This window comes from Photorhabdus luminescens subsp. luminescens (genome assembly GCF_001083805.1).
GTDB lineage: Bacteria > Pseudomonadota > Gammaproteobacteria > Enterobacterales > Enterobacteriaceae > Photorhabdus > Photorhabdus luminescens.
The window spans coordinates 1,004,071-1,017,275 of the sequence record NZ_JXSK01000001.1 but is presented as its reverse complement, the minus strand read 5'-3'; the positions used below and the strand labels follow the sequence as shown (position 1 = coordinate 1,017,275).

Below are 13,205 nucleotides of genomic sequence, written 5' to 3'. Positions count from 1 at the left end.
TTTTGAGCATATAAGCTTGCCAAGGATCACCGGCTTGATATGGTCAAAATTTTGCTGGAGTCAATAAGTGATGGGATTGAAAGTACGGTAGAATCCGGTGTTAAATTTCTGTGGCGACTTACTATCGCCACTTAAAACTTACCATCGCCACTTAAAACAGGGCAGGTTTGTTATATCCGTTAATGGTTGGCTATATTTTTATTCGTCTATAGTTGATTGTAGCCATTGGATAAAGGCATTGACTTTCTCATTCTGTTGTTGAGGCAGGGTACAGGTATAGTAATACTGTTTACATAATACTTCAGTATTGGGAAAGGGGGCGACTAATTCATTGTTTTCAATTTTTTCCCAAATCATATTTTTTCTGCCCATTGCAACACCCGCATGGTGTATTGCGGCAACGGCAGCTAAATCGGAACGATCAAAGACAATGCACTTGTGTGATGGTTCCAGCGTAATATTGAAGTGTTCTGCCCAAGTATTCCACTCTTTGGTATCGGAATCATAGCTCCATGCTTGTTTATCATGCAATAGTGTACAGTATTGTAGATTATCGATATTTCCCATTAGATTATGCTTTTCGGCATATTGTGGGCTACAGACCGGGGTAATATACTCACTCATCAGATATTGATGTGATAGCTCATTGGATATAATATCATCAAAATAAATCGCAAGATCGATACCATAACCGCGGAAATTGACATTTTCGTTACCGACCAAGATGTTCAGGTTAATGGATGGGTATAGCTGATTAAAATCAGCCAATTTAGGCACTAGCCAGCATTGAGTAAAGGTCGGGCGGGAGTAAATAGTCAGATTACCCGATAACTCCTGATTTTTTATTTCCAGAATTTCCTGATTTAGATGTTCCAGCGTCGATTTAATTGTCCAAAATAAACGCTTTCCTTCACAAGTTAATTCAATTTTTCTGTGAAAACGTTGGAAAAGTTTGAATCCCAATTCTTGTTCCAGAGAACTGATTCGATGGCTGACCGCACTGGCAGTGATAGCTAATTCGTCAGCGGCTAGGACAAAAGAGCAGTGGCGAGCGGCTATCTCAAATGTATGCAGCTTTGATAACTGGCTTCCATTGAGTAACTTATTCACAACCATGAAATTGTCATCTGTGTACATATTTGTAGTGTTTCTAGTTCATCGGCGAAGGATAATACAACCGTATCATTAAGGCGGTGTATTTCAGATAGTTTTAGTGATTTAAATCGCAAATAAAGTGAAAATTTTGATCAGTATCACTGAATTGGCTCAATCTGATTCATGCATGGCTATGTATTAATCATTTGTCAAAAATTGAATATTCATATTCAATAATGAAAATTCGCATGACGAACAGAGGCTAACTGTGGGGAATGATTAAGTGGATTCACAACCTTGGGTGATTGGTACGTTACTCACAAGTATTGTGTTAATCGTATTTACAATAATTAAATTAAAAATTCACCCTTTTCTCGCGTTATTGTTAGCCAGTTTTTATGTCGGTACTTTAATGAGAATGAACCCTGTTGAAATGGTGAGCGCTATTCAAGGGGGAATCGGGAATACGTTAGGTTTTTTGGCCGTAGTGATTGGTCTGGGAACCATTCTTGGTAAGATGATGGAGATATCTGGCGCGGCAGAGCGTATTGGTATCACATTGCAAAAATGCCGATGGTTGTCACCTGATATCATTATGGTACTCATTGGTTTGGTTTGTGGTATTACGCTGTTTGTTGAAGTCGGGGTGGTATTGTTAATTCCACTGGCATTTTCTATTGCTAGGAAAACCAATACGTCACTGCTGAAATTAGCGATCCCATTAAGTACAGCATTGATGGCGGTTCACTGTATTGTTCCTCCACACCCGGCTGCATTATTTGTGACGAATAAACTGGGTGCGGATATTGGTTCGGTGATTGTTTATGGGCTGATAGTTGGTCTATTTGCAGCTTTGGTGGGTGGTCCATTATTTCAGAAATTTCTCGGTAGCCGTCTGCCTTTTAAATCGGTTCCGGCTGAATTTTCTGAAATTGCAGTACGTAAAGAGCAGGATTTACCCTCTTTAGGCATAACGTTGTTTACGGTGTTATTGCCAATTGGGTTAATGTTGATTAAAACGGTTGTTGAATTAAATATAGAAAAAGGCACCACCTTTTATTTTTATACAGTGCTGGAATTTGTTGGTAATCCTATTACAGCCATGTTCATTGCCGCGTTTGTTGCCTATTACACTTTGGGCATTAAGCAAAATATGGGAATGAATACGCTGTTGATGAAAACAGAAGATTGTTTCTCCTCCATCGCTAATATCTTATTGATTATCGGCGCGGGCGGAGCATTTAATAGTGTTTTAAAAGTAAGTGGTCTGAGTGATACGTTGGCTATTATTTTGTCAAATCTGGATATGCACCCAATTCTTTTGTCTTGGTTGGTTGCCATTATTTTGCATGCGGCGGTTGGTTCAGCAACAGTTGCAATGATGGGGGCAACAGCGATTGTTTCGCCTATGTTGCCGTTATATCCAGATATTAGCCCTGAAATCATTACATTAGCAATTGGTTCTGGTGCTATCGGCTGTACTATTGTGACTGATTCACTGTTTTGGTTGGTTAAGCAATATTGCGGAGCAACGCTCAGTGAAACTTTTAAGTATTACACAACCGCAACGTTTATTGCGTCTGTGGTTGCGTTGGTTGGGACGTTTCTTCTTTCTACCATTGTGTAATTTCTACCATTGTGTAAATAGAAAGAAGTAGCAGCTCAGCTTGAAAAATAAGAATAAGACGTGCGAAGTGTCAATACCAGGGAAGCCTGTAAAACAGGCAGCTTTTATAGCTAAAATAATAAACAAAATAAACATTAACGTAGTAATCAAAATAAGGGGAAGATAAAAAATAAAAAAAGTATGATGTGCTGATATATTGTAGGAAGTTGTAGTAAACATAACATATTGAATATAATAAAAATTCTAATAATTAAAAAAGCAAGAGTTGTTTTAATACCTTATGTATTTCAAGATGCCTCGCGACGGCAAGGGAGCGAATCCCCGGGAGCATAGAAAACTATGTGACCGGGGTGAGCGAGTGCAGCCAACAAAGAGGCAACTTGAAAGATAACGGGTATATACCAGGGAAACACTTATCTTGGGTTAATACATACATGAAAAGTACTGAAATTCAACAATTACTAAATGAGCATCCGTTAGTAAAAAATTTAATGGAATTAGAGGAAATCTTTTGGTTTAACCCTTGTAACACCACCTTTAAAGAGGGATTGCCTTTTGTCGGTTTGGACGCTGATGATATTAGGGATGCTGAAGCACGCCTGGATCGTTTTGCGCCTTATTTATGTAAAGCTTTCCCGGAAACTGCCGTCACACATGGCATTATTGAATCAGAAATAGTGGCTATTCCTACGATGTGGAAAACACTGGAGCAATATTACGGTGTGAGTATTACAGGGCGGATTCTGCTTAAAAAAGATAGCCATTTGCCAATTTCAGGTTCGATTAAAGCCCGTGGTGGAATTTATGAAGTGTTAACTCACGCAGAAAAGTTGGCATTACAGGCGGGGTTGCTTTCTGAAAACGATGATTATAGCAAGCTGTTTTCGGAAGAATTTAAACGGTTCTTTAATCAATACAGCATTGCTGTAGGTTCTACCGGCAATTTGGGGCTGTCCATTGGTATTGTCAGTGCGAAACTGGGTTTTAATGTCAGTGTGCATATGTCTGCCGATGCTCGTGAATGGAAGAAGCAAAAGCTACGTTCGCATGGGGTCAATGTCGTGGAACACGAACTGGATTATGGGGTAGCCGTAGCCAGAGGGCGTAAAGAAGCTGAATCTGATCCTAACTGTTTCTTTATCGACGACGAAAATTCCCAAACGTTGTTTCTGGGATATTCTGTTGCAGGAGGACGGATAAAGGCGCAGTTTGAGCAGATGAATATTATGGTTGATGAAGATCACCCATTATTCGTTTATTTGCCGTGTGGTGTTGGTGGTGGTCCCGGTGGTGTTGCATTTGGACTGAAATTAGCTTTTGGTGATCATGTGCACTGTATTTTTGCTGAACCTACCCATTCTCCCAGTATGTTGTTGGGGGTATATACTGGTTTGCATGACAATATTTGTGTACAAGACATCGGTATCGACAATATCACCGCTGCTGATGGTCTTGCGGTAGGCAGGGCTTCTGGCTTTGTTGGGCGTGCGATGGAACGTTTGCTGGATGGATTTTATACTATTCAAGATCAGGAAATGTATAATCTGTTGGGGTTATTGAATCGCGATGAGGGTATCCGGTTAGAGCCTTCGGCATTAGCAGGGATGGCGGGTCCTGCTCGTGTGAGTGGAAACCATGATTACCTGCGTAATAAGAATCTTTCAGTGGAAAAGATGAAACAAGCTACGCATTTGGTTTGGGCAACTGGCGGTGGTATGGTACCCGATGATGAAATGACAAAATATTTGGCGACAGCCAAAATCTAATGGTGTCTTTCACAGGGATAATCCGGTTGCCAGCATCTGGTTTCTTAGGTTCAATGTCCTGCTGGCTTCCAGGCTATTACTGAAAAACGCGTTGATTTGGTTTCCTACTCTGAAAAGTCATTTCTTTAATGTTTTTCAAGTAATATTCCCGCCAGCCGTTGGCGGGAATATATCAGTACATTTGTTACTGACATTAAGTATTTTTGTAATTAAATGAATGTGGCCCTGAGTATTTCCACAACGGTTCCCAGTAGGATTTAATGAAAGCTTTTACCGCATCTTCTCCCTCAATGAGATAGTTGAACTCCGAAAGATAGCCCGGATAGAGATTATCAGAACCAACCACGTATAGTTCATCATCAATTATTGTTACTTTTGCATGATTCCCCGGAGCAGGGGGAACTTTAGGATATACCGGACCACTTGCTTTAATTAAGGATCGGAATGGGCGTCCTATAGCACCTTCCTGTGGAGGTCTTTCAAAAAGAGACGGTTCTTTTAGCGTAGAAGTATAAGAACTTTCCTCCGCGGCTGGCCATTTGTATGTAGTACCTTCAATCGAAAGAGCTTCAGGGACTTGGTCTGTAAAGAAAAAAGGGGCAACTTCTATTCTTTTCAGTGCGGCTTGCCTGATTCCATGCGGATCTTTCAGCTTCTCATTGGTGTGCTCATCATGTGTCAAATAGTATTGAAATAATTCAAACGTTCTTCTGGCGCCAGAACCAAAAGAATATTGATCGCCAGCAGCACCTGCTGCTGCATCAAGCGGCGATACAACAATTTGAACTTCCAGTTTGGGGTTGGCAAGTAATGCTTCGATCAACCATCGGCACACATGATGATCTCGCCACTGTTTTTTCCATGCACTGACAAGATCTTGTTGGGACATGCGAATTTTTCTCTTTGCATTCTTTATTATAAACTCTTTCATTACTTCAGAGCCTTTTCTGTAATCTGTTCGCATATCAGGCCCTGCCCAATATTTACCTACGGATAATATCCTGCTTGCTTTCTTATATTCTGGGTCTTTAGGTGGATTTTTTCGGTATTCTTCTTTTTTTCTGTTTATATATTCAGTAATGTGCCTTCTTTTTAATGGATCTTCTGGCTTTCCTACAATACCATTTGCATTAACCCATTTATTTTCATTTATATCAAAGAATTCTTTAGTTAAGAGATCTGTATCAGCCTTCCACATTTTATTTAAAAATAATTGTGAGCTTAATGATGCCGATCCTATAACTTTAACAGAGACATCATGAACTGGAGGATAATTTTTAAACAGATCCATATTTAAATTATGGCCGCCGACAAATGACTCAATTCCATCAACTGCGATAATTTTTGTATGATTCCATGTCATTCTGGTATCAGCTTCTGGAAACATTTCCTCTGGCAGCACTTTCTTCTCTAATGATACTTTAAGTCCGTCTACTATCCTGTAAAACCGACCGATCCATATTTCAGGTATACACTCCCAATAATCTCTCCTTGCTTGAATTAATTTAATAATATCATCCTTCAATGCCAGATATTCAGGAGTACCTTCAAAGTATGAATCCACACCGTTTAATAAAGATGTCGGTGTTTGAGCGAATAAGAACCTTATCTGGGTTCTGTCCTTCCTGTTTATTTTTTTGGTAAATGCGCGATCAATAGCGGATAGGATAACTTTTCTCCACTCTGCATCCGGAGCATTTAAGGAGGAAATATCACAGCGATAACGCATGTTTTCCAGAATGCTTACAATAGCATCTTCAAATTCCGCTTCTCTTTTAATAGCTTGGGGCATTATCTCCTTTCCAAAAGGAAACCCCATATTTTTGGAGTATCAAATATTTTTACATAGTTGACTCCATTTGTTTTATGAAAGTAACCGTCCAGTTTTTTGTGTAAACCATCCAATAAATTCATATAGTTATCCTCATGGCAATAATTTTTTACATATCAACCAACAGCCTCCAGCATCAGGCAAGCTATCTATAATCATAACCAATTTTTGAGGATGGGAGGTTAAAAAAGGTAAAATCGGGCTTACGTATTTTCAAACGTAGGTTATTGCATCTATCCATTAAAGGATGTTTCAAGGCTGAGTGTTGTTTGGTTTTTTAAATTGCAACATGCGACAAAATGTTGCATTCTATACAGATGCGTTTTATATCGCATGTAGTACAAAATCCCAGAGGGGCGAACTAAACTATGGCTATCAGTATACGTTTGGACGATGATTTCGTGAATGATGTAAAAATTCATGCAGAAGCTTCAAGCAGAAGTGTACCTAAGCAAATTGAGCATTGGGCTAAAATTGGCCGCATTGCGGAGGATAACCCTGATTTGCCGTACTCTTTTATCCTTGATTCTTTACTGGCAAAAAGCGAAGTCAATAGCGGTAAGGTGTCGCGTTATGTCAGAAGGACAAAAAGATCCAAAGATTGATGTTTATGAAACAAGACGTTTCTCTAAGGCATTATCTAAGTTATCTGAGGATCTTCTTACGATAGTAGAAGATGAGATTGATAGAATAATTGATAACCCTGAAATCGGTGAGCAGAAGAAAGGCGATTTAAGTTTCCTTCGAGTTCATAAATTTCAGTTAAATAACCAGTTAACATTGCTTGGTTATTGTTGGGTTGAAGGGAAAATAGAGTTATACCTGCTGAACTTTGGCTCTCATGAAAATTTTTATCAGGAACAAAAGCGACATAGAAAAGCGGACTTAAAACTCATTGGATAGGGGTTCTAAAGAGCGTTTCAAGGCTGCGTGTTACGTAGCCTTTTTTAATACCACTCATTTATTCACTTAAGTCAAAGGCTACAAGTGACCTATGCCACTTTCAAACAAAATAATTCTTGTGTCATAGCATTAAGCTTGCCGATATCCTGGTATCTGGTGATATACCTATTGATGATTTGCAATGAAGTGCATTTATTAATCCATACCCTATGGATTTCAAGATGCATCGCGACGGCAAGGGAGCGAATCCCCGGGAGCATAGATAACTATGTGACCGGGGTGAGTGAGCGCAGCCAACAAAGAGGCAACTTGAAAGATGACGGGTATATATGAGAGAGGAAATATGCCTACACTTTTTGACCCAATTCGCATTGGTGATCTCGACTTGCCAAATCGCATCATTATGGCTCCTTTGACACGTAATCGTGCAGTAGGAGAAGGGCGTGTCCCTAATGCGCTGATGGCGGAATACTATGCTCAGCGTGCTTCTGCTGGTTTGATTATCAGTGAAGCGACTTCAGTAACCCCACAGGGAGTTGGCTACGAGAATACGCCGGGTATTTGGTCGGATGAACAAGTTGCTGGTTGGCGATTGGTCACGGATGCTGTGCATGCTGTTGGTGGGCGTATTTTTATACAGCTTTGGCATGTGGGGCGGATATCGGACCCTATTTTCCTTAATGGAGAACAGCCGGTGGCGCCAAGTGCAATTGCGGCTGATGGACATGTCAGTTTATTACGCCCAAAACGTCCTTTTGTGGTTCCGCGGGCGCTTGAGCTTGATGAAATTCCCTGCATTGTCGAAGCATTCAAACGTGGAGCGGAAAATGCAAAAGCGGCGGGGTTTGATGGAGTAGAAATACATGGCGCTAATGGATATTTGCTTGATCAATTCTTGCAAGATAATGCTAATTTGCGTACAGATCAGTACGGAGGTTCAGTTGAAAATCGGGCGCGGTTGCTGCTGGAAGTGACAGACGCTTGTATTTCAGTTTGGGGATCATCACGTGTTGGCATGCATTTGTCCCCTCGTGGTGGTCATTACTCTATGGCGGATTCCAATCCTGTGGCGACGTTTGGATATGTAGCGCGTGAGCTAGGTAAACGTGGTATTGCTTTTATCTTCTCGCGTGATTCCGTCGTTGATGGTGACTTAAGCAAGGTGATAAAAGAAGCCTTTGGGTCAACCTACATTGCTAACGAGGAGTTAACTAAGGAAAGTGCTGAGCAAGTTCTTACTGACGGCAGAGCTGATGCCGTGGCTTTTGGTCAATTGTTCATTTCTAATCCAGACTTACCTTACCGATTGTTAGTTGAAGCGCCATTTAATGAACAACAACCGGAAACTTTTATGGTTCCTGGTGCTATAGGCTATACTGATTATCCAGCGCTTACCTAGGTAAGGGGATATCTTACCCGCAATGGATAGCCTAACATGAAAGATGTTCGAATTGTTTTCCGGGGATGTTAATTTAAAGCGCCAATGGCGTTTTATGGTTGAACGTCCCCAAGATATCCGGCCGGCTCATTTTATAAGAGCCGGTCATATTTCATTGCAGGATAATTTGAAGGAGAATAATAATGTCAGATTCATTAAGTGTCTCTATTGTTCGCCGTTTTTATGACTCTATGGGTGATATTGATGTTCTTCGCCAGATCATGGCGAATGATATTATTTGGGATGTTACTCAAGGATCTCGGTATGGTGGAGTTTATGAAGGGATTGAAGATATATTAAATAATTTCTTTGTGCCATTTTTAAATGATATAGATGAGTTTGTTATGGACAATTCTGAGTATTTTGAATCAGACGATCATGTCATTGTTCTGGGTAATTATTTGGGACGGGTGAAGCGTGGCAAACGATTCATTGCTCGTTTCGTTCATATATGGACAGTACGGGATGGACAATTAGTTAAATTACAACAAACTTCTGATACGCTTCAAATTGAGCGTGCTCATGCAGATTATTCCATTCGGTAACATCGGTTATCATGCTTTTAATATTAACTGAGCCAAACAATAGCATGTGGTAGCAAAACGGGAGGAGTAGGATCAAGGCGTGTAAACTGATACGTTGTTGTCATGCCTATGCCGTTATCATCAGGGGTAAACGTTAATGCATTATTAAAGGGGTTAGCAAAGAGCACGGAAATCACATGGCTACCATAATCAAAACCCGCCCCCGGCAAGCTGAGATCCTTAGTTAATCTCAATCTGCCAGTGGGTATTACTTAAGGTGAGTGCATGAGCTAGCGGTGTGATGATAAGAAAACATACAGGAATAAGTCTCATAAAATAACAGATACCAAGTAATGGAAAAGGAGCAAAATTATACTGCGCGGAAGGTAAATATGCCTGCAACCTGTGTCAGATTTATCTGCAATTGCAATTAAGGTGGATTTCAGTAAGTTGCAGAATTGATTCATTTTTATTACGTACTTTGTCTAGGTTCGAACTTATACGAAAATAGGTGATATTGGTTGTTTTGATATTTTGCTTCATCTTCACCTTGTTGATTGAGCAGTTTTATCAGCAACTTTCCGGTGTCCCTGCCTATTTGGGGATAATCAATGCGAATTGATGTCAGTGTTGGCTTTGTGTGGTCACAGTTATCTGAACCTTCCAGGCAAGCAACAGCCAAATCAGCGGGTATTTTAAGTAGACGCCGCTGGCATTCAAATATGACGCCTAAGGCAATCACTTCGTGACTGCAAATAACACCTTCCAGTTCAGGTTGACGTAATAACATCTCAGTAATTGCCTGGCGGCCAAATTGCATGCTGGCAGTATCTGAGGTAGTGATATTTTGGTCAGCATTCTGATAGTGATGCAGCATGGCTTTATGCCAGCCATTAATTTGCTGATTGCGTAAACGGCTGTCCATTTGGGCGCCAATATAACCGATATGCTTGCGGCCATTATTTAACATATGTTCAGTCAACGTATAGGCGGCCGCAGAAAAATCGGTTGCTATATTAATTGCTGTCTGCTGTTGATGGGAACCAGCAACATTAATAATGGGAATATTGATATGAGAAATATTGCTGTAGGTTTTATCTGCTAATTGCGAACTAAAAATCACTAGTGCTGCGGCATTGCTTTGCAGTAGTGTCATGATAATTTTGTCTTCTTTATTATGGTCATATTCATGACAACCAAGTAAAACTTGAAAGGCATGTTTATTGAGCACTTGTTGCAGTGACTGTATAAATGTAGCGCTGGCTTTATCTGTCAGTGAGGGTACAAGTACCGCGATAATATTACTTTGACCGGAAGCAAGTACGCCGGCAGCGCCATTTGGGATATATCCCAATTCCTGTATGGCTTGTTCAATTTTTTCTCGTAATTTATCCGATACCATTTCTGGTGTTCTCAATGCGCGTGAAACTGTCATTGAACCGACACCGGCATACTTAGCAACATCTTGTAATGTTACTCGCCCTGTATTACGGCGTTTTCGTGTCTTTCTCATCAAAATATTTTTCTGTTTTTTTAATTAACGGCTATGAATTTGACGTTGGGATTCTACCCGATCTCAGGCAATTCGTGGGAAAAAACCATGAATGTACTTTCGCTTTTTGGTGAATTAATCGGATAACAAATGATAGCGCTATCACAATAATGAGTTACGACCATAGATAGCGCTATCATTTGTGATTAATATCACTGGCAGAGGATGGGAGACAGAGGACGGAAGACAGAGGACAGAAGACAGAGGACAGAAGACAGAGGACAGAAGACGGAAGACAGAAGGTAGAGCGGAGTGAGGTTTTAATCAGGGGAAATTGATGTTAAAGACGTTACTTACTCAAGATGTGATCCAAGTGATCTCTGATGCTAAAGATTGGCGCGAAGCAATCGCGGTTGCTTGTCAACCTTTGGTGGAAAATGGCGCCATTTCTTCCTGTTATGTTGATGCTATTTATCGTTCCCATGAGGTAATTGGTCCCTATTATGTTGTCGGCCCGGGAATTGCTATGCCGCATGCCAGACCGGAGGAAGGGGTTAACGAATTAGCTTTAGCGTTGACTGTGATTAGTAAAGGAGTGGAGTTTGGTTCTGGTGAAAATGATCCAGTTAAATTGTTGATTGTCTTAGCAGCAACTGACAGCAATAGTCATGTTGAAGTGATCGCTCAGCTTGCTGAGCTGTTTGATAATCAGCAAGATGTCGCATTGCTGATGAGTGCCAAAAGTAAAGAAGAGATTCTTACCGTGATCAACAAGTATTAAGTCGTTATTTTTTGCTATGGGGAAATAGTATGAAAATCACTGTCGTTTGCGGACATGGGTTAGGTACCAGCTTGATGATGGAAATGAGTATTAAAAATATTCTCAGAGAGATGGGAATCGATGCCAGTGTTGATCACGTCGATCTGGGGTCGGCAAAGGCAACTCAAAGCGACATTTTTGTCGGTACTAAAGATATTGCGGAACAACTGGTTGTTCAGGCAGTCGATGGCAAAATTGTTGCGCTGGACAATATGGTGGATAAATCGGCAATGAAAGTACGTCTGTCCGTGGCATTAGTAGAACTTGGCGCATTGTAAGCAGGAGGACATCATGGAATTTTTCCATTTTTTGATGAGTGTCCTATCAGAACCTGCGATTTTGGTTGGTCTTATTGCGCTTATTGGTTTGATCGTGCAAAAGAAACCGGTGACTGAATGTATCAAAGGCACGATAAAAACCATTATGGGGTTTTTGATCTTGGGGGCGGGGGCTGGATTAGTCGTCTCTTCATTGGGGGGTTTTGCTGAAATTTTCCAACATGCTTTTGGTATTCAGGGAGTAGTACCAAACAACGAAGCAATTGTTTCCATTGCGCAAAAAAGTTTTGGTAAAGAAATGGCAATGATCATGCTCTTTGCTATGGTGATTAATATTTTGATTGCACGTTTTACCCCGTGGAAATTTATCTTTCTGACTGGGCACCACACATTATTTATGTCCATGATGGTTGCAGTGATTTTAGCAACAGCAGGGATCAAAGGCACGATGCTAGTGGCTATTGGTTCTGTGGTTGTCGGTGTTGCTATGGTTTTTTTCCCGGCGATTGCCCATCCATATATGAAGAAAATAACAGGTTCTGATGACGTTGCGATTGGACATTTTTCCACGCTTTCCTATGTTCTATCTGGTTTTATCGGCAGCAAACTGGGAAATAAAGCGCATTCAACGGAAGAAATGAATGTTCCGAAAAGTTTGCTGTTTCTGCGTGATACACCGGTTGCTATCTCTTTTACGATGGCGATTATTTTCATGATCAGTTGTTTATTCGCTGGTGGTGATTTTGTGAGAGAAGTTAGTGGTGGGAAAAATGGATTTATGTTCTCGCTAATGCAATCTATTACTTTTGCCGCGGGTGTATACATTATTCTGCAAGGTGTGAGGATGGTAATTTCAGAAATCGTTCCCGCATTTAAAGGGATTTCTGACAAATTGGTGCCAAATGCTAAACCAGCGTTAGATTGCCCGGTTGTCTTCCCTTACGCGCCTAATGCAGTATTAGTCGGGTTCTTGAGCAGTTTTGTGGCTGGTGTTATCGGTATGTTTATACTGTATGCACTAGGTATGACGGTTATTATTCCCGGTGTTGTGCCACACTTCTTTGTTGGTGCGGCGGCTGGGGTTTTTGGTAATGCGACAGGGGGGCGTAGAGGCGCTATTCTCGGGGCTTTTGCTCAGGGCTTTCTGATCACCTTCTTACCCGTGTTCCTGTTACCCGTTTTGGGGGATATAGGTATTGCCAACACGACATTCAGCGATGCTGACTTTGGCGCCTTGGGCATTCTGTTAGGGATTATTGTTCGTTGATTGTGGAAGTATCTGGATCTTGGCATTGAAACAGGGTTATAAACACCCTGTCTCTTGCCAAAATGTTGATGTAAACCATTTGACCATGATAAGGCATCGATCAATGCTCATGAGAATCTCTTGGTTTCACCGTTTTTTATATAAAGTCTTCGACAGAAATAAGA

At 40.8% G+C, this 13,205-nt stretch carries 13 protein-coding genes; 9 read left to right on the top strand and 4 right to left on the bottom strand.

Translation table 11 applies throughout. The annotated features are described in order from the left end of the window. Positions 1 to 198: 198 nt before the first annotated feature. On the bottom strand, positions 199 to 1,137 hold the full coding sequence (gene dsdC, locus TI10_RS04065) for a DNA-binding transcriptional regulator DsdC (RefSeq protein WP_049581929.1): 939 nt from the start codon (positions 1,135 to 1,137) through the stop codon (positions 199 to 201). Between the two features lie 241 nt (positions 1,138 to 1,378). Here dsdC and dsdX point away from each other — a divergent pair, with 241 nt between their 5' ends. Then, complete coding sequence (gene dsdX / locus TI10_RS04060; protein WP_049581927.1) at positions 1,379 to 2,722, top strand: D-serine transporter DsdX; 1,344 nt, start codon at positions 1,379 to 1,381, stop codon at positions 2,720 to 2,722. A 434-nt stretch (positions 2,723 to 3,156) separates the two neighbouring features. Further along, complete coding sequence (locus tag TI10_RS04055; RefSeq protein WP_049581926.1) at positions 3,157 to 4,488, top strand: D-serine ammonia-lyase; 1,332 nt, start codon at positions 3,157 to 3,159, stop codon at positions 4,486 to 4,488. Between the two features lie 193 nt (positions 4,489 to 4,681). On the opposite strand, the gene TI10_RS04050 is transcribed toward TI10_RS04055, so the two are convergent. After that, positions 4,682 to 6,280, bottom strand: coding sequence for a phospholipase D-like domain-containing protein (locus TI10_RS04050; RefSeq protein ID WP_049581924.1), 1,599 nt, complete (start codon positions 6,278 to 6,280; stop codon positions 4,682 to 4,684). 407 nt (positions 6,281 to 6,687) lie between these two features. On the opposite strand from TI10_RS04050, the gene TI10_RS04045 reads away from it, so the two are divergent. The 4 genes from TI10_RS04045 to TI10_RS04030 all read left to right on the top strand — a co-directional run bounded on the left by TI10_RS04045 (position 6,688) and on the right by TI10_RS04030 (position 9,205). Then, complete coding sequence (locus TI10_RS04045) at positions 6,688 to 6,924, top strand: TA system antitoxin ParD family protein (protein ID WP_011146234.1); 237 nt, start codon at positions 6,688 to 6,690, stop codon at positions 6,922 to 6,924. Next, positions 6,893 to 7,222, top strand: a complete 330-nt coding sequence (locus TI10_RS04040; RefSeq protein WP_049581923.1) for a type II toxin-antitoxin system RelE/ParE family toxin — start codon at positions 6,893 to 6,895, stop codon at positions 7,220 to 7,222. Before TI10_RS04045 ends, TI10_RS04040 begins: the two co-directional genes overlap by 32 nt. 343 nt (positions 7,223 to 7,565) lie before the next feature. Next, positions 7,566 to 8,621 carry an alkene reductase gene (locus TI10_RS04035; RefSeq protein WP_049581922.1) on the top strand — a complete coding sequence of 352 codons (1,056 nt, stop codon included), beginning with the start codon at positions 7,566 to 7,568 and terminating at the stop codon, positions 8,619 to 8,621. A gap of 182 nt (positions 8,622 to 8,803) precedes the next feature. Next, positions 8,804 to 9,205 carry a nuclear transport factor 2 family protein gene (locus TI10_RS04030; RefSeq protein ID WP_049581920.1) on the top strand — a complete coding sequence of 134 codons (402 nt, stop codon included), beginning with the start codon at positions 8,804 to 8,806 and terminating at the stop codon, positions 9,203 to 9,205. 23 nt (positions 9,206 to 9,228) lie between these two features. Here the strand turns inward: TI10_RS04030 and TI10_RS24820 are convergent, their stop codons facing one another. Then, a complete protein-coding gene (locus TI10_RS24820) occupies positions 9,229 to 9,438 on the bottom strand; it encodes a hypothetical protein (RefSeq protein WP_139180533.1) in 210 nt (69 codons plus the stop codon). 218 nt (positions 9,439 to 9,656) lie between these two features. Further along, a complete protein-coding gene (locus TI10_RS04025; RefSeq protein ID WP_049581919.1) occupies positions 9,657 to 10,697 on the bottom strand; it encodes a LacI family DNA-binding transcriptional regulator in 1,041 nt (346 codons plus the stop codon). Positions 10,698 to 11,013: 316 nt separating this feature from the next. Here TI10_RS04025 and TI10_RS04020 point away from each other — a divergent pair, with 316 nt between their 5' ends. The 3 genes from TI10_RS04020 to TI10_RS04010 are packed head-to-tail and all read left to right on the top strand — an operon-like array spanning position 11,014 to position 13,041. Continuing rightward, a complete protein-coding gene (locus TI10_RS04020; protein WP_049581918.1) occupies positions 11,014 to 11,457 on the top strand; it encodes a PTS sugar transporter subunit IIA in 444 nt (147 codons plus the stop codon). Positions 11,458 to 11,486: 29 nt separating this feature from the next. Then, entirely contained in the window at positions 11,487 to 11,774 is a 288-nt protein-coding gene (locus tag TI10_RS04015; protein WP_049581917.1) for a PTS sugar transporter subunit IIB, read from the top strand. Positions 11,775 to 11,787: 13 nt separating this feature from the next. Beyond that, the gene (locus TI10_RS04010; protein WP_049581916.1) at positions 11,788 to 13,041 is read left to right on the top strand and encodes a PTS ascorbate transporter subunit IIC; all 1,254 of its coding nucleotides are present in this window, start codon (positions 11,788 to 11,790) and stop codon (positions 13,039 to 13,041) included. Positions 13,042 to 13,205: the final 164 nt, after the last annotated feature.

Coding starts and splice junctions, on each gene's coding strand:
- dsdC (WP_049581929.1), bottom strand. CDS start 1,137: ATGTACACAGATGACAATTTCATGGTTGTGAATAAGTTACTCAATGGA.
- TI10_RS04055 (WP_049581926.1), top strand. CDS start 3,157: ATGAAAAGTACTGAAATTCAACAATTACTAAATGAGCATCCGTTAGTA.
- TI10_RS04050 (WP_049581924.1), bottom strand. CDS start 6,280: ATGCCCCAAGCTATTAAAAGAGAAGCGGAATTTGAAGATGCTATTGTA.
- TI10_RS04045 (WP_011146234.1), top strand. CDS start 6,688: ATGGCTATCAGTATACGTTTGGACGATGATTTCGTGAATGATGTAAAA.
- TI10_RS04040 (WP_049581923.1), top strand. CDS start 6,893: ATGTCAGAAGGACAAAAAGATCCAAAGATTGATGTTTATGAAACAAGA.
- TI10_RS04035 (WP_049581922.1), top strand. CDS start 7,566: ATGCCTACACTTTTTGACCCAATTCGCATTGGTGATCTCGACTTGCCA.
- TI10_RS04030 (WP_049581920.1), top strand. CDS start 8,804: ATGTCAGATTCATTAAGTGTCTCTATTGTTCGCCGTTTTTATGACTCT.
- TI10_RS04025 (WP_049581919.1), bottom strand. CDS start 10,697: ATGAGAAAGACACGAAAACGCCGTAATACAGGGCGAGTAACATTACAA.
- TI10_RS04020 (WP_049581918.1), top strand. CDS start 11,014: ATGTTAAAGACGTTACTTACTCAAGATGTGATCCAAGTGATCTCTGAT.
- TI10_RS04015 (WP_049581917.1), top strand. CDS start 11,487: ATGAAAATCACTGTCGTTTGCGGACATGGGTTAGGTACCAGCTTGATG.
- TI10_RS04010 (WP_049581916.1), top strand. CDS start 11,788: ATGGAATTTTTCCATTTTTTGATGAGTGTCCTATCAGAACCTGCGATT.